The sequence below is a fragment of the Kitasatospora sp. NPDC086791 genome, from assembly GCF_040685975.1.
Lineage (GTDB): Bacteria > Actinomycetota > Actinomycetes > Streptomycetales > Streptomycetaceae > Kitasatospora.
The window spans coordinates 46,570-62,364 of the sequence record NZ_JBFBOC010000037.1; the positions used below are offsets into that span (position 1 = coordinate 46,570).

General features: G+C 73.3%; 15 protein-coding genes. 4 read left to right on the plus strand and 11 right to left on the minus strand.

Annotation, left to right across the window (positions count from 1 at the left end; all coding sequences use genetic code 11):
* Positions 1–266: 266 nt before the first annotated feature.
* The 3 genes from AB0Q99_RS30345 to AB0Q99_RS30355 form a co-directional block, all read right to left on the minus strand.
* Positions 267–1,118: a putative RNA methyltransferase gene (locus AB0Q99_RS30345; protein ID WP_363576777.1), complete on the minus strand. Its 852-nt coding sequence runs from the start codon at positions 1,116–1,118 to the stop codon at positions 267–269.
* 199 nt (positions 1,119–1,317) lie between these two features.
* Positions 1,318–2,118 carry an alpha-L-glutamate ligase gene (locus tag AB0Q99_RS30350; protein WP_363576778.1) on the minus strand — a complete coding sequence of 267 codons (801 nt, stop codon included), beginning with the start codon at positions 2,116–2,118 and terminating at the stop codon, positions 1,318–1,320.
* Positions 2,115–3,020, minus strand: coding sequence for an ATP-grasp domain-containing protein (locus AB0Q99_RS30355; protein WP_363576780.1), 906 nt, complete (start codon positions 3,018–3,020; stop codon positions 2,115–2,117). The genes AB0Q99_RS30350 and AB0Q99_RS30355 overlap by 4 nt, the downstream gene beginning before the upstream one ends.
* A gap of 225 nt (positions 3,021–3,245) precedes the next feature.
* On the opposite strand from AB0Q99_RS30355, the gene AB0Q99_RS30360 reads away from it, so the two are divergent.
* Positions 3,246–4,112 carry a GNAT family N-acetyltransferase gene (locus tag AB0Q99_RS30360; RefSeq protein WP_363576782.1) on the plus strand — a complete coding sequence of 289 codons (867 nt, stop codon included), beginning with the start codon at positions 3,246–3,248 and terminating at the stop codon, positions 4,110–4,112.
* A gap of 31 nt (positions 4,113–4,143) precedes the next feature.
* On the opposite strand, the gene AB0Q99_RS30365 is transcribed toward AB0Q99_RS30360, so the two are convergent.
* Complete coding sequence (locus AB0Q99_RS30365) at positions 4,144–4,572, minus strand: fic family toxin-antitoxin system, toxin component (RefSeq protein WP_363576784.1); 429 nt, start codon at positions 4,570–4,572, stop codon at positions 4,144–4,146.
* Entirely contained in the window at positions 4,569–4,805 is a 237-nt protein-coding gene (locus AB0Q99_RS30370) for a toxin-antitoxin system HicB family antitoxin (protein WP_350526055.1), read from the minus strand. The genes AB0Q99_RS30365 and AB0Q99_RS30370 overlap by 4 nt, the downstream gene beginning before the upstream one ends.
* 304 nt (positions 4,806–5,109) lie before the next feature.
* On the opposite strand from AB0Q99_RS30370, the gene AB0Q99_RS30375 reads away from it, so the two are divergent.
* Positions 5,110–5,307: a hypothetical protein gene (locus AB0Q99_RS30375; RefSeq protein WP_363576786.1), complete on the plus strand. Its 198-nt coding sequence runs from the start codon at positions 5,110–5,112 to the stop codon at positions 5,305–5,307.
* Positions 5,308–5,437: 130 nt separating this feature from the next.
* On the opposite strand, the gene AB0Q99_RS30380 is transcribed toward AB0Q99_RS30375, so the two are convergent.
* Both AB0Q99_RS30380 and AB0Q99_RS30385 read right to left on the minus strand, forming a co-directional pair.
* Positions 5,438–6,733 (minus strand): class I SAM-dependent RNA methyltransferase, encoded by a 1,296-nt coding sequence (locus AB0Q99_RS30380; protein WP_363576804.1) that lies wholly within the window; start codon positions 6,731–6,733, stop codon positions 5,438–5,440.
* A 419-nt stretch (positions 6,734–7,152) separates the two neighbouring features.
* A complete protein-coding gene (locus AB0Q99_RS30385) occupies positions 7,153–9,231 on the minus strand; it encodes an APC family permease (RefSeq protein WP_363576788.1) in 2,079 nt (692 codons plus the stop codon).
* A 247-nt stretch (positions 9,232–9,478) separates the two neighbouring features.
* Here AB0Q99_RS30385 and AB0Q99_RS30390 point away from each other — a divergent pair, with 247 nt between their 5' ends.
* Positions 9,479–10,147, plus strand: coding sequence for a TrkA family potassium uptake protein (locus AB0Q99_RS30390; protein ID WP_363576790.1), 669 nt, complete (start codon positions 9,479–9,481; stop codon positions 10,145–10,147).
* A complete protein-coding gene (locus tag AB0Q99_RS30395; protein ID WP_049657526.1) occupies positions 10,147–10,818 on the plus strand; it encodes a TrkA family potassium uptake protein in 672 nt (223 codons plus the stop codon). The genes AB0Q99_RS30390 and AB0Q99_RS30395 overlap by 1 nt, the downstream gene beginning before the upstream one ends.
* Before the next feature lie 72 nt (positions 10,819–10,890).
* Here AB0Q99_RS30395 and AB0Q99_RS30400 read toward each other — a convergent pair whose 3' ends face one another.
* The 4 genes from AB0Q99_RS30400 to AB0Q99_RS30415 all read right to left on the minus strand — a co-directional run bounded on the left by AB0Q99_RS30400 (position 10,891) and on the right by AB0Q99_RS30415 (position 15,473).
* Positions 10,891–11,610 (minus strand): DUF3159 domain-containing protein, encoded by a 720-nt coding sequence (locus AB0Q99_RS30400; RefSeq protein WP_363576792.1) that lies wholly within the window; start codon positions 11,608–11,610, stop codon positions 10,891–10,893.
* The gene (locus tag AB0Q99_RS30405; RefSeq protein ID WP_363576794.1) at positions 11,607–12,020 is read right to left on the minus strand and encodes an OB-fold nucleic acid binding domain-containing protein; all 414 of its coding nucleotides are present in this window, start codon (positions 12,018–12,020) and stop codon (positions 11,607–11,609) included. The genes AB0Q99_RS30400 and AB0Q99_RS30405 overlap by 4 nt, the downstream gene beginning before the upstream one ends.
* 65 nt (positions 12,021–12,085) lie before the next feature.
* Positions 12,086–12,766 (minus strand): response regulator, encoded by a 681-nt coding sequence (locus AB0Q99_RS30410; RefSeq protein WP_049657530.1) that lies wholly within the window; start codon positions 12,764–12,766, stop codon positions 12,086–12,088.
* Between the two features lie 109 nt (positions 12,767–12,875).
* Positions 12,876–15,473 (minus strand): sensor histidine kinase KdpD, encoded by a 2,598-nt coding sequence (locus tag AB0Q99_RS30415; RefSeq protein WP_363576795.1) that lies wholly within the window; start codon positions 15,471–15,473, stop codon positions 12,876–12,878.
* Between the last annotated feature and the right edge of the window lie 322 nt (positions 15,474–15,795).

The following is a 15,795-nucleotide window of genomic DNA, read 5'->3' on the forward strand; positions in this document are numbered from 1 at the left end:
GGGCCGGCCCTGCGGGCCTGGTGGCGTCGCGGTTCACCCGTCGGACGTTAGCCTCAGGCCGGCCGACAGAAACGTGCCTGCACGACAGATTCATCCCAACGTGGCGCCCCACCCCGATCCGATGACCGGCCGTCCCGACCCGATGACAAGCCGTCCCGGCCCGAGACCGGCAACCCCACCCGCGCCCCGAAGCGCGCAGGGGCGCCCACGAGCACACGGAAGCCCGCGGAAACCTCGAAGCGCTCCCCGAACCGCCCCCGAAGCGCTCAGCGCCGGTACGCGGCCACCGTCACCGAGGCGGTCACCTCGACCGGGTCCGGCAGCGCCGCGAGCGCGGCACCGAGCCGTTCCGGGTCGGTGTGCCAGGCGCTGGGCCCCATGCCCACCACGGTGCGCACGTCCTGAGCGCCGAGCCGCAGGGTGAACTCGACCTCCCGCCGCCCCGCCGGCGTCAGGTACGGCCCGAGCTTCTCGTCGATCCGCCGCTGCTTCTCCTCGTCCACCGACAGCAGCCCCAGCGCGTCCACCAGTTCGCGCAGGTGCCGGGCGGTGGGGGAGACCAGCAGCAGGGTGCCACCGGGGCGCAGCACCCGGCGGATCTCGGGCCCGTTGCGCGGGGCGAAGACGTTGAGCATCAGCTCGGCGGAGGCCTCGCGCAGCGGCAGCGGGCGCCAGGCGTCGCAGACGACGGCGCCGATCCGCGGGTGCGCCTTGGCGGCGCGGCGCAGCGCGTACTTGGAGATGTCGAGGGCGGCGCCGACCCGGTCGGGCAGGGCGTCGAGGACGTGGGCCAGGTAGTGCCCGGTGCCGGCGCCGAGGTCGGCGACCAGCCCGCCGGGCTCATCGGCGGGCGCCGCGGCGACGGCACCGGCGGCGGCCTCGGCGAGGGCGTCCGCGATGGGCCGGTAGTGCCCGGCGGCGAGGAAGTCCGCACGGGCCGCGACCATCTCGGCGGTGTCCCCGGTGCCGGTGTGGGCATCGCCGGCGAGGAGGCTGACGTAGCCCTGCTTGGCGAGGTCGAAGCTGTGCCCGGCGGGGCAGCGCAGGCTGCGGTCCTGCCGGGTGAGGGCCTGCGCGCAGAGGGGGCAGGCCAGGTAGCGCTCGATGTCCTGCAGCAACGTTCCGTCTTCTCTCGCCGTACGCCCCGGCCGGTCGGGGCGCCAGCCAGCCTAACGACCCCCGCCCCGCCCGACCGCGCCGATCAACCGCGCCGATCAACCGCCCTGCCCGATTCACGCCGACCGACCGCGCCGACCGACCCGGCGCCCCTGCCTGCGGCCCCCGCCCCGGAGCAGCGACCCCGGACGACGCCTCCTCCTACCCCACCGCGACCCGCTCCGCCGCACCCCGCCGCACCGCGACCCGCTCCGCGAGCGCGGCGAGCGCCTCGGGCGCACCGGGCCGCCCGCGGACCCCGGGGAAGGCGTTGACGTCCACGATGACGGGCTCGGCCGGCCCGTCGAGCAGGTCGACCCCGTACACGTCGAGCCCGAACACCTCGCCGACCCGCAGCGCGAGCGCGGCCCGCTCGGCGGGCGGCTCCCAGTCCGCCGCCCGCCCCGGCTCCCCCGGCCCGGAGGCCAGTTCGGAGCGCCGCCGGGCGGCGAACACCTGCCCGTCGACCACCCACAGCTTCTGGTCCCACCCGGTCCCGGGGACGAACGATTGGGTGACGACGGGCTCCTCGGCCCAGACCTCGGCGAGTTCGCGCAGCCGGGCCGGGCCGTCGACCCGGGCGACCAGGTCGTGCCGCCTGCTGTGCCGGCTCTTGACCACGAACGGACCGGCGGCAGCGGTGAGTTCGCCCAGCCGCCCGGCGTCGACCGTCGCCGCGAACGGCAGTCCGGCGGCGCGCGCGAGCTCGGCCATCCGCACCCGGTCCTGGCAGAGCTCCGTCGCCGCCGCCGAGTTGACCACCGGCGCGCCCCGGCCCTCCAACTCGCGCGCCAGCGCCAGCGCCCGGGGCGTCCGGGCCTTGAGCAGGTAGACGTCCGCGAGCACGTCCACCGGCCCGGCGGGCGGGACGGCCGACACCTCGTGCCCGCGCTCCACCAGCAGCGCGGCGGCCGCCGCCAGCACCGGGTGCCCCGGATCCCCGGCGATCAGCCCGATCCTCACAGCAACTCCCCGTCACCGAAGCCCAGTCGTCCGTACGACGCCCCGCCCGCCGGCACCAGCGCGGCGGGCTCGCCGGGCACCGAGACGGCCGTCCCGCTGCGCGCGAGCCGCAGCACCGCCCGGGCGACCCGGGCCACCGCGTCCGGCACCTGCCGGAAGCTCGGGAAGTCGTTGATGTCGACCACCACCGGCCCGTCCGGCCCGAGCAGCACGTCGACCCCGAACAGGTCGAGCCCGAACACCTCGCCGACCTGCGCCACGATCCGCGCGACGCTCCCCGGCAGCGGCACCTGCCGCTCCCGCACGCCCTGCCCGGAGTGCAGCGGGGAGGAACGTTCCGTCGCGAAGAGCTCGCCGTCGACGCAGTACACCTTGAGGTCGGTACCGGAGTTCGGCACGTACGGCTGCGCGATCAGCAGCCCCTCCCCCGCCAGCTCGGGCCCGACCACCAGCAGGTGGTCCGGGCTGCGCACCAGCCGGACGGCGCGCCCCGAGCTGCCGTCGGCGGGCTTGACCACCAGCGGGTACTCGGCGACCGGGATCTCCGCGAGCCGCTCCCACCGCGCGGCCGCGTACGTCACCGGGACGGGCAGCCCGCGGGTGCGGCCGATCACCGCGGCGAGCGCCTTGTCCCGGACGCCGCGGATCGAGCGCACGTCGTTCACCGTGGTGAGGCCGACGGCGGCGGCCGCCTCCAGCAGGGTCAGCCCGGGCCCGCCGGAGACGGTCTTCAGCACCCAGGCGTCGTGGCTGCCGGCCCGGACCGCCTCGGAGATCGCCAGCAGCGAGTCCCCGGGGCGCAGCACGTCCACCCGGTGCCCCCACGCGGTGAGCTGACGTGCCACGTCGAGCGGCATGCCGTCGTGCCGGTAGTGTTCCTCCACCAGAAAGCAGAGCCTCATGGGCCTGTCTTCCCCCTTGCCTCGCCGAGTGCAGACGTCCGCCGTCCCCCTCGGCAGAGCTGTAAAAGAATCAGCATGCACTCTGTGGCCGCACAAGATCGCTGCGGACCGGTAAGCGTTCGGCAACAATCCCCGCCGGAACCCGCCCGTCCAGCCCCCGGCCGCCCCCGCCCAGCCGGATCGAGGCGCGTAAATCGGTGGCAGCCCGCCCGCTCCGCTGCTTGGATGCACGCCGTGACCCCTGCCGATCATGCCGCCGACCGCCCGCTGCTCGACGAGATCGAGCGCTACTACGACGCCGCACCGCGCAGCGCCGCCCGTGCCGAGGACTTCGGCCCGCTGACCCTCTTCGTCCGCGAGGACGGCACCGGCTGGCACTACTACGCGCGCCCGACGCCCGGCCACGACGGCCCGGCCGTCACCGCCGAGGACGTCCGCCGGGTGCTGGAGCGGCAGCGCGAGCTGGGCGTGCCGGAGGCCTTCGAGTGGGTGGCCGAGCAGAACCCCGAGCTGCGCGCGGCGGTCGAGGCCGCGGGCCTGACCGTGCACGAGCACCCGCTGCTGGTGCTCGGCCCGCAGGACGAACCGGCCCCGGCACCCGAGCTGCCGGACCCCGTCGAGGTGCGGGTGCTGACCGCGGACGCGCCCGAGCTGGCGGAGGCGGCAGCCGTCCCGGAGGTGGCCTTCGGCGCCCCCGGCACCGCCGTCGGCCCGGCCGGCGCGACCGAACTGGCGGCGAGCACGGCGGCCCTGACGGCCGACGGCGGGCTGGCGCGGGTCGCCCGGCGGCTCACCGACGGCGCCACCGTGCTGGCCGCCGCGCTGGAGGGCGGCGCCGCCCTGTGCTCGGGCCGGTACAACCCGGTGGGCCCGGTCGGCGAGGTGGTCGGCGTGGGCACCCTGCCCTCCGCGCGCCGCCGCGGCCTGGGCCTCGCGGTCACGGCGGCCCTGGTCGCGCACGCCCGGGCCAACGGCGTGCGGACGGTCTTCCTGTCCGCCTCCGACGAGGACGTCGCCCGGATCTACCGCCGGGCCGGCTTCCGCCCGTTCGCGACGGCCCTGATCGCGGAGCCCGCCGCCCCCGGGGCCTGACCGGGGGCGGCGGCGGGGGCGGGAACGGCGGTCACTCCTCGTCCTCGTCCTCGTCGTCCGCCCCGCTGACGCCCTCCCCCTCGGCCTCGTCCACCACCCACGCCGCCAGCCGCTCGGCGACGCCGGACACCCCGATCCGCCCCTCGCGGATGGCCCGGGAGAGGCTGCGCACCTCGCGGGCGGTGGTGGCGACGGTGCAACCGCTGGCGACGAGGTAGGCGTACGCGACGGCGGTCGCGAAGAGCTCGTTGGTCTTCTCCAGGGCCGGCACCCGGATCAGCTGGTGCATCAGCGCGGCGGCGCGGTCCTGCGGTTCGGGGTAGACGGCGATGTCGAATATCTCGGCCTGGTGCCGGGTGACGGCCGCGAGCAGCGAGCCGTAGTCGGTGACCTGCGGGTCACCGGGCGTGTACTGCTCGGCGGTCATCAGCAGCCACGAGAGGTCGACCTCCAGGTTCAACGGCGCACGTCCTGGAGGTCGCCCGGCTCCCCGAACTCGGCGAGGAAGGCCGTCTCGTACTCCTTCATGAACTGCGCGGCCGCGTCGACGAAGGCCCGCCCGGACTCGCCCATGTCCTGCTGGACCAGGCGCTCGATGTACTGGTTCATGCTGATCCCCTGCTGCTCCGCCCGTTCCCGGGCCATCTCCGCGGTCGTGGCGTCCACGCGGACGTTCAGCTGCTTCTTGGCCATGCCCTCAAGCTAGCGCCGAAGTGCTAGCACAACAAGGGCGCACGCACCCCGCCCGCACACCTGCCGCACGCCCCCACGCAACCTCCCCGTCACCGAAACCGTCACCGGAACCGCCGGCCGAGCCGTCACCGGAACCGTCCGGAGCCGCCGCCCGCGCCCGCTCCGGGCCGCCCACCTCCCATACCCGCCCATCGCCGCCCCACCCCACCAGGACGAGCGAGACTTGAAGAGTCCTTCACCATCCGGGACTCTGAACTCCCCTGAGCGTTCCACCGAGCGGCACCGACCGGTGGGGAGGCCGGCAATGACAGCCATGTTCGACCAGGAGCTCCGCGAACAGCTCGCCCGGGCCCGACAGGACCTCGCGGCGGCGCGGGCCGAAGGGGACGCCGACGGCGTCCAGGCGTACGAGGGCCGGGTCTCCTCGCTCCTCCGGCTCGCCTCCCAGCACGGCATCGACCTTCCGCACAGCCCGGACGAGGAGGAGCACAACGAGCCCTGACCGGCCCGCCCCTCGAACGACGAGGAGGCGGCACCCGCCGAGCGGGCACCGCCTCCTACGCCGAACAGCCGAACGGCCGAGCAGCCGAACCACCGGAAAGCCGACCGACCGGCCTACCGACCGACCCCGGTCACTCCCCGGTCGGCTCCAGGATCGCCACGCACTCGAAGTGGTGGGTCATCGGGAACAGGTCGAACGCCCGCAACGACACCGGCCGGTAGCAGCCCTCCCGGAAGAACGCCAGGTCCCGGGCGAGCGCCGCCGGGTCGCAGGCCACGTAGGCGATCCGGCGCGCCTCCAGGCCGACCAGGTGCGCGACGGTCTCGCGCCCGGCGCCCGAGCGCGGCGGGTCCAGGACGATCAGGTCGGTGGCGGTGATGCCGGTGCGCGGCAGCAGCGTCTCGACCCGGTCGCACTCGATCCGCACGTTGTCCAGCGCGGCCAGGTTGTGCCGGGCGTCGACCACGGCCTGCTTGGCGGACTCGATGCCGAGCACCGCGCCCTCCTCGCCGACCCGGTCGGCCAGCGCACCGGCGAACAGGCCGACCCCGCAGTACAGGTCGAGCGCGCTCTCGCCCCACTGCGGGTCCAGGCCGTCCAGCACGGCGTCGACCAGGGTGTCCGGCGCCTCCGGGTGGATCTGCCAGAAGCCGCCGTTGCTGATCCGCCAGGTCCGCCCGGCGGCCCGCTCGCGGACGAAGCCGCGCCCGTGCACCTTGTGCACGTCGCCCTGCGCGTCCACCCGGGCGATCGACACCGGCTTGTCCAGCTCGACCAGCGGCAGCTGGGCGCCGTCGCGCGGGGTCAGCACGATCTGGCGGTCCGAGGAGCCGGTCGCGGCGATCGCCTCGACGCTGGCCACGCCCGGCCAGTCGCGGGCCTCGATGCCCAGCTCGGTGACGCCCTCGGCGGCGATCAGGCAGCGGTCGATCGCCTGCACGTCGTGCGAGCGGTGCTTGCGCAGGCCGACCTTGCCGGTCTCCGGGTCCACCGCGTACTGGACCCGGGTGCGCCAGGCCGGCACCTGCCCGGCCGGGAGCTTGCCGCCGACCGGCTCGACGCTGCCGTCCCAGCCCGCCTCGGCCGGGGTGAGCCCGGCCAGCTTGGCCAGCTGCTCGGTCAGCACCGCGGCCTTGAGCTTGCGCTGCCCGCCCGGGGTGACGTGCTGCCAGTCGCAGCCGCCGCACTTGCCGGGCCCGGCGAACGGGCACGGCGCCTCGATCCGGTCCTTGGCGGGCTCCAGGACCTCCACCGCGTCGGCCCGCAGGAACCGCGAGGTGGTGGTGCCGTCGGTCACCAGCGCGACGACCTTCTCGCCGGGCAGCGCGTGCCGCACGAACAGCACCCGCCCCTCGTGCCGGGCCACACAGTGCCCGCCGCCGTGCGCGACCGGGCCGACCTCGACCTCGTACCGCTGTCCGGCCAGCGGCTCGCCGGACGGCGTCTCGGGCCGCGGCGCCCGGGCGGCGGCGCCGCGCAGTGCCTTCGGCGGCCGCACCGCCTGCTTGCGCGGAGCCTTCCGGGCGCCGCCGGCGGAACCGGCGGAACCGGGAGCCCCCTTGCCGCCCGTGCTCTTCGCCGCGCCCTTGCCGGCGCCCGCGCCCTTCCCGCCCGCGCCCTTGCCTGCTCCCTTGTCGCCCGCGCCCCGGCCCGGCGCGCGGTCCTCCGACGGCGTCTGCTCCCCCGGGACGATCGGCGCGGTGCGTGCGGTCAGGCCGTCGCGGTCGGTGGCCTCCGGACGGGACGGCCGGCCCCACCGCGGACGGGAGACCTGCCCGGGCTGGGAGCCACCCCGGCGGGAGCCCTTGCCGGAGGAGCCCGAGGAGCGGGGCGGAGTGTTGCGGGTCACTGGGAGGCGTCCTTGCTGAGGTCGGAGCTGGCGCCGCCGGTGCTCGCACCGGCGGAGACGGAATCCTTCGACTTTACGGCCTTCGGCGCCCGAGGCTCGCCACGCCGGACGGCACCCGGCGCCGACCAGGCCTTCTGCGGCTTGCGGCGCTCCGAGGACTCCAGCTGCCAGGGCACCGAGGTGACCATCACCCCGGGCTTGAACAGCAGCCGACCCTTGAGCCGCAGCGCGCTCTGATTGTGCAGCAGGTGCTCGTACCAGTGGCCGACCACGTACTCGGGGATGTAGACCGAGACCACGTCGCGCGGGCTGTTGCGCCGCAGGTTCTTCACGTAGTCCAGCACCGGCCCGGTGATCTCGCGGAACGGCGAGTCCAGCACCTTGAGCGGCACCTCGATGCCCCGCTCGTCCCACTCCCGCCGCAGCGCCGCCGTGTCGGCCGGGTCCACGTTGACCGTGACGGCCTCCAGCGTGTGGGCGCGGGCCAGCCTGGCGTACGCGAGGGCGCGCAGCGCCGGCTTGTGCAGCTTGGAGACCAGCACGATGGCGTGCACCCGGGTGGGCAGCACCACGTCGTCCGCCTCCTCGGCGGCGATCAGCTCCTCGGAGACCCGGTCGTAGTGGCGCCGGATGCCCTTCATCATCACGAACAGCACGATCATCGCCGCGATCGCGATCCAGGCGTGGCTGATCTTGGTGACCAGGACGACGATCAGCACGGCCATGGTCATCACCAGGCCGAAGGTGTTGATCGCCCGGCTGCGCTGCATGTGACGGCGCTTGGCCGGGTCGGTCTCGGCGCGCAGCAGCCGGGTCCAGTGCCGGATCATGCCGGACTGACTCATGTTGAACGAGACGAAGACGCCGACGATGTAGAGCTGGATCAGCCGGTTCGGGTCGGCGTCGAAGGCGATCACGAACAGGATCGCGGCGATCGCCAGCAGGATGATGCCGTTGGAGAAGGCCAGCCGGTCGCCGCGGGTGTGCAGCTGGCGCGGCAGGTAGCGGTCCTGGGCCAGGATCGAGCCGAGCACCGGGAAGCCGTTGAAGGCGGTGTTGGCGGCCAGGACGAGGATCAGGCCGGTCACGGCGGCGACGAAGTAGAAGCCCGCCGTGAAGTTGCTGAACACGGCCTCGCTGATCTGGGCCAGCGCGGTCTTCTGGTGGTAGCCGGCCGAGACGCCGCCGAGCTGCTCGGCCGGATTCTCGGCCATCTGGACGCCGGTCAGCCGGGCCAGCCAGATGATGCCCATGAACATCACGACGGCGATGCTCGCCATCATCAGCAGCGTGGTGGCCGCGTTCTTGCTCTTGGGCTTGCGGAAGGCCGGCACGCCGTTGGAGATCGCCTCCACGCCGGTGAGCGCGGCACAGCCGGAGGAGAAGGACTTCAGCAGCAGGAAGACCATCGCGAAGCCCGCCAGCGACTCGTTGCCGGGCGTCGCCACGAGGCGGAAGCCGGAGCTCTCGGCGGGCATGTCCTGGCCGAGCACGAAGTGCCGGAACACGCCGTAGCCGACCATCCCGATCACGCCGATCATGAAGGCGTAGGTGGGGACGGCGAAGGCGGAACCGGATTCGCGCACGCCGCGCAGGTTCATCCCCATCAGCAGGATGACCACGATCACCGACAGGGTCAGTTCGTGGCCGCGCAGCGCGGGGACGGCGGAGACGACGTTGGCGACGCCCGAGGTGGTCGAGACGGCCACGGTGAGGACGTAGTCGACCATCAGGGCGCTCGCCACCACCAGACCCGCGTTGGGCCCGTGGTTGACGGTCGCGACCTCGTAGTCACCGCCACCGCTGGGGTAGGCGTGCACGTTCTGCCGGTACGAGGCGACGACGGCGAGCATCACGATCGCGACGACGAGACCGATCTGCCAGGAGAAGTGGATCGCCGAGGCGCCCGCGACGGACAGGGTGAGCAGGATCTCCTCGGGGGCGTACGCGACCGAGGAGAGCGCGTCCGAGGCGAAGACGGGCAGCGCGATCCGCTTGGGGAGAAGGGTTTCCCCGAGCTTGTCGCTGTGAAGGGCACGCCCGATCAGGATGCGTTTCGGAAGGTCTTTCGGCATAGGCACGTTAAGGAATCGTAGGGGCTCCCCGGACAAGGCTCCGCCGTTTGTCCCCCCCTTCGTCGCGACTGCGTTGTACGGACCGGCTAGCGTGTCGGATACGAGTCGGTGGGCACCACACGGATTGTCGGGTGGTGCCGGGACCGGCGCCCCACGAGAACGCTCGCCCCGGACGACCGGGCGGGAAAGGGAGATGAACGGTGTTTGCGCAGGTCAGTACCCTGACGGAACGGGTGAGGTAGCGCCGGTGCACATCGTCATCATGGGCTGCGGCCGCGTGGGCTCGGCCCTCGCCAGAGCACTGGAGAAACAGGGCCACTCGGTGGCCGTGGTCGACCAGGACCCGACCGCGTTCCGTCGGCTGGGCGCCGGCTTCAACGGGCGCCGGGTGACCGGCGTCGGCTTCGACCAGGACACCCTGCGCGAGGCGGGCATCGAGGAGGCCGGCGCGTTCGCCGCGGTCTCCAGCGGCGACAATTCCAACATCATCGCCGCGCGGGTGGCCCGGGAGAACTTCGGCGTGGAGAACGTCGCCGCCCGGATCTACGACCCCCGCCGGGCCGAGGTGTACCAGCGCTTGGGCATCCCGACCGTGGCGACGGTCCGCTGGACGGCCGACCAGATGCTGCGCCGGCTGCTGCCGAGCGGCGCCGAGCCGCTGTGGCAGGACCCGAGCGGCGGCGTGCAGATGGCCGAGGTCGCCTACGACCCGCGCTGGGTCGGCCGGCGGATCAGCCTGCTGGAGGAGGCCTCCGGCGCCCGGGTGGCGTTCGTCACCCGGCTCGGCGAGGGCATCCTGCCCACGCCGCAGATGGTGGTGCAGGAGGGCGACCTGGTGCACGTGATGCTGCGCCGGGCCGACCTGACGGCCGTCGAGGCCGCGTTCGCGCAGGGGCCGAAGGAGGAGGGTCACTGATGCGGGTCGCCATTGCCGGGGCCGGTGCCGTGGGCCGCTCGATCGCGGGCGAGCTGCTGGAGAACGGCCACGAGGTCCTGCTGATAGACAAGAACCCCAACTCCATCTCGGTGGAGCGGGTGCCGATGGCGGAGTGGCTGCTGGCCGACGCCTGCGAGATCACCTCGCTGGACGAGGCCGCCCTGCAGCGCTGCCACGTGGTGATCGCCGCGACCGGCGACGACAAGGTCAACCTGGTCGTCTCGCTGCTCGCCAAGACCGAGTACGCGGTGCCGCGGGTGGTCGCCCGGGTGAACAACCCCAAGAACGAGTGGCTCTTCAACGAGTCCTGGGGCGTCGACGTGGCCGTGTCCACGCCGCGCCTGATGTCCGCCCTGGTCGAGGAGGCGGTCAGCGTCGGCGACCTGGTCCGGCTGATGCGCTTCAGCCAGGGCAACGCCAACCTGGTCGAGCTGACCCTGGCCTCGGACACCGAGCTGGTCGGCACCCGGGTCGGCGACGTGGCCTGGCCGCAGGACACCGCGCTGGTGACCATCATCCGCGAGGGCCGGGTACTGGTGCCGGGCAAGGACGACACCCTGGAGGGCGGCGACGAGCTGCTCTTCGTCGCCGCGCAGGAGCGCGAGGAGGAGCTGGAGGAGCTGCTGTCGGCCATCTCCGGCGCCCAGTAGCAGCGGACCGTACGGCGAGAGGGCCCGCACCCCTGGGTCAGGGGTGCGGGCCCTCCGCCGTGCCGGAGCGGGCTACTCCGCCGGCTCCTCCTCGTCCAGCGGCGCCTTGATCGGCGGCGGGGCCTTGAGCAGGATCTGCCAGGTGACGTACATCGCGAGCAGCAGCGGCGGGATGCCGAGGGCGACCTTCAGCCAGCCCAGCAGGTTGACGTTGTGGGTGAAGTACAGCGGGAAGAGGATCACCGGCTTGAGGCCCATGATCGCCACCCAGGCCCAGGTCGCCCTGGTGTAGGCGGCCAGCCGGCCCGGGTTCTCCTTGCGCCAGGTGAACATCTCGCCGGTGATCGGGCCGAGCATCACCCCGATCATCGGCCAGCGCACCAGCGCGGAGACCGCCAGGGCGATGCAGTAGCCGACGTTCCAGAGCAGACCGGGCAGGTAGAAGTCCTCGGCCTTGCCGCTCTTCATCGAGATCCAGGCGCCGAGCGCGACGCCGAACACCCCGCTGAAGGCGTGCTGGATGGTCTCCCGCTTCGCCAGCCGGGCCACCACGAACAGCGCGCTCAGGCCGAGCGCGGCCCACGCCGAGGTGCTGACCTGGTGGGTGAGGTTGTACGTGACGATGAAGACCAGGCCGGGCAGCGTCATGTCGATCATGCCGCGCACGCCGCCGAAGGCCTTCAGGACCGTGTCGGCGGCCTCCTTGGAGGCGGCCTTGCGGGCGGCCTCCTCGGCCGCCGCGTCGTGGGCCAGGTCGAGCTGGGCGGCGTCGCCGCCGGGCTGGTTGCTCACGCTGATTCGCTCCCGTGTCCGACCGGACGCAGCTCGTAGCGGGGGTTGAACAGCACGCGGCGCCCGCGTGCGTGGCTGATCCGACCGCTGGCGACCAGCCTGCGGCCGGGCTCTATGCCCGCGATCGAGCGGCGGCCGAGCCAGACCACGTCCAGCGCCTCGGTGCCGTCGAAGAGTTCGGCCTCCAGGGCTGGCACCCCGGCCCGCGGGCGGAGCGTCACCGTGCGCAGCGTGCCCGCGACGGTGACCAGCTCGCGGTCCGCACAGCCGGCGATCGGCGTGCATCCCGACTCCGCGGCGCTCTCCTGGCGCAGGTCCTCGGCCTGGAGCTCCTCGGCCGAGGAGGTCAGCCGGCTCAGCATGCGGCGGAACCGCCCCTGCGGCTGGCCGCTGCTGTTGTCACCACTCATGCCGGAAGGGTACCGGTTTCCGGGCCCCCGGCGGCAGGTCGTTCAGCCACCGGGGGCAACGGCGGTCAGCTCTCGAACCGGTATCCCATTCCCGGTTCGGTGATGAAGTGGCGCGGGTGCGAGGGGTCCCGCTCCAGCTTGCGGCGCAGCTGGGCGAGGTAGACCCGCAGGTAGTTGGTCTCGGTGCGGTAGGCGGGGCCCCACACCTCCTGGAGCAGCTGGGTCTGGCTGACCAACCGCCCGGCGTTGCGGACGAGCACCTCCAGCAGGTGCCACTCGGTCGGGGTGAGGCGGACGTCGGCGCCGTCCCGGTTGACCTTCTTGGCGGCGAGGTCGACCGTGAAGCTCTCGGTGACGACCAGCGAATCGGCCTCCCCGGCCACCGGCTCGGCCCGCCGCACGGCCGCCCGCATCCGGGCGAGCAGCTCGTCCATCCCGAACGGCTTGGTCACGTAGTCGTCGGCACCGGCGTCCAGCGCCTCGACCTTCTCGTCCGAGGCGTGCCGGGCCGACAGCACGATGATCGGCACCCGGGTCCAGCCGCGCAGGCCCCGGATCACCTCGACCCCGTCCATGTCGGGCAGGCCCAGGTCGAGGACGACGACGTCCGGATGGCGCGCGGCGGCCAGCTCCAGGGCGCTCGCGCCGTCGTGGGCCGCGTCCACCTCGTACTTGCGGGCCTTGAGGTTGATCACCAGCGCGCGGACGATCTGCGGTTCGTCGTCCACGACGAGGACCCGGGTCATTTACGGGCTCCGCCTTTCAGGGCTGTCTGACGTGAGGACTGTGGGACTGGCTGTTCGTAGGACGTACGGCACCGGGAAGCGACCGGCCCGGCCGGTCTGCCGCCGGTTCTCATGTGATCAGCTCCGAGACCGGATCGCTCCCGTCACCGGCCGGTCCACCCGGCTCCTCCGGCTCGGGCGGCCGTTCGGCGGCCGGCAGGCTGACGACCATGGTGAGGCCGCCCCCGGGGGTGTCCTCGGCGGTGACGCTACCGTCCATCGCCTCGACGAAGCCGCGCGCCACCGCGAGCCCGAGGCCCACACCGGCGCCGCGCGGTGCGTCGCCGTACCGCTGGAACGGCGCGAAGATCCGCTCCTTGGCCTCCTCGGGCACCCCCGGCCCGCGGTCGACGATCCGCAGCTCGACCCGGCCCGGCACCCCGGGCTGCTCCAGCGCATCGGCCTTGACCAGCACCTTGACCCCGTCCGGGCTGTACTTGACGGCGTTCTCGACCAGGTTGGCCAGCGAGCGCTCCAGGAGTCCTCCGTCGGCCCGGATCATCGGCAGCGTCTCCGGAACCTCCAGGCGGACGGAGTCCGGCGGCACCCCGCCGAGCGCGTAGGGCACCACCTCGTCCAGGTCGGTCTCCTGGATCAGCGGGGTGACGGTGCCGGTCTGCAGCCGGCTCATGTCGAGCAGGTTGTTGATCAGGTGGTCCAGCCGGTCCGCCCCGGCCTCGATCCCGGCCAGCAGCTCGGCCTCGTCCTCCGGGTCCCAGTCGACGTCCGCCGAGCGCAGCGAGCTCACCGAGGCCTTGATGCCCGCGAGCGGGGTGCGCAGGTCGTGCGAGACGGCGGCCAGCAGAGCGGTCCGGATCCGGTTGCCCTCGGCCTCGCGCCGGGCCGCGGCGGCCTCCCGGGCCAGCCGGCGGCGTTCCAGCACCACGGCGGCCTGGGCGGCGAAGGCACCGAGCAGCCGCCGGTCCCCCCCGGGCAGCACCCGGCCGCGCAGCACCAGCGTCAGGCTGTCGCCGACCGGGACGTCCACGTCGGCCTCCTCCGGCCGCTCCGGCGGCCGCGGCCCGGCGGTGGCCACCGGCACCCAGGGGCCGAGCGGGTCCGGACGTTCCAGCAGCGCGGCGCTCTCCTGCCCGAAGGTCTCCCGGACCTGCTCCATCAGCGCGGTGAGCACCCCGTCCCCGTTCGGCGCGCCCCGCAGCACCGTGCCGGCCAGCGCGCTGAGCGTCTGCGCCTCGGTCTGGCTTCGGGCCGCCTGATGGGTCCGCCGGGCCGCCAGGTCCACCACCGACGCCACCGATATCCCGACGATGGTGAATATCGCCACCGCCATGATGTTCTGCGGCTCGTTGATGGTGAAGGTGTGCAGCGGCGGCGTGAAGTAGTAGTTCAGCACCGAGGAGGCCACCAGCGCCGAGCCGATCGCCGGCAGCAGCCCGCCGACCAGCGCCGCGCACACCGTCAGCGACAGGAACAGCAGCATGTCGGTGGAGAGGCCCAGTCCGCCGATCGTGGTCAGCACGATCGCCATCAGCGGCGGACCGGCCAGCCCGATCAGCCAGCCGGCGATCGTCCTGGTCCGGCCCAGGTCGGTGATCCTGCGGACGGGTACCCGGCCGCGTCCGTGCCCGGCGTGCTCGTGGGTGACCATGTGGACGTCGATGTCCCCGGCCTCCCGGGTCACCGTGGTGCCGACGCCCGGCCCGTACAGGTACTGCCAGCCGGGCCGGCGGCTGGTACCCAGCACGATCTGGGTGGCGTTCACCCCGCGGGCGAAGTCCAGCAGCCCGCCGGCCGGGTCGTCGCCCAGCACGGCGTGGAACGAGCCGCCGAGGCTCTCCACCAGCGCGCGCTGCTCGATCAGCGTCTGCGGCGAGCCGGACCCCACCAGCCCGTCCGAGCGGGAGATGTGCACGGCGAGCAGCTCACCGCCGGAGACCCGGGCCGCGATCCGGGCCGCCCGGCGGATCAGCGTCGCCCCCTCGGGTCCGCCGGTCAGACCGACCACGATCCGCTCCCGGGCCTGCCAGGTGCCCTCGATGCCCTGCTCGGCCCGGTACCTCTGCAGGTACTCGTCCACCCGGTCGGCGGTCCACAGCAGCGCCAGTTCGCGCAGCGCGGTCAGGTTGCCCGGGCGGAAGTAGTTGGCGAGCGCCGCGTCGATCTTCTCCGGCGCGTACACGTTCCCGTGCGCCAGCCGGCGCCGCAGCGCCTGCGGGGACATGTCCACGAGCTCGATCTGATCGGCCCGCCGGACCACCTCGTCCGGGACGGTCTCCCGCTGGCGCACCCCGGTGATGCCCGCGACGGCGTCGCCCAGCGACTCCAGGTGCTGCACGTTGACGGTGGAGATCACGTCGATCCCGGCCGCCAGCAGCTCCTCGACGTCCTGCCAGCGCTTCTCGTTGCGGCAGCCGGGGACGTTGGTGTGGGCCAGCTCGTCCACCAACGCCACCTGCGGGCGGCGGGCGAGGACGGCGTCCAGGTCCATCTCGGAGAACCTCGCGCCCCGGTGCACCACCTGCTGCCGCAGCACGACCTCCAGCCCGGCGACCATGTCCGCGGTACGCCGGCGGCCGTGGTCCTCCACGAACGCCACCACGACGTCCGTGCCACGCTCGTGCCGCCGGTGCGCCTCGGCGAGCATGGCGTACGTCTTGCCGACCCCGGGGGCCGCCCCGAGGTAGATCCGCAGCCTGCCTCGTCCCATGAGCACCATTCTTGATCCGGCCACGCCCGGGAGCCACCCCCGGACACCTGTTCCCCTTTTCCTTCGAGACTACGGCGTGAGCAGCGATTTTCCGCTGATCAGTGCACCGATCAGGCGGTTTTAGCGACATATTGACGGCGGACCAGCCACTCGGCGGGGGCCGGTCGGCAGGGGTCGACGGCACGTCCAGCCATTTTCCCGGAAACGCGAAGAACCCCCATCCGGATTCCGGATGGGGGTTCTTCTCAAGAATTGTTCGGCGGCGTCCTACTCTCCCACAGGGTCCCCCCTGCAGTACCATCGGCGCTGTAAGGCTTAGCTT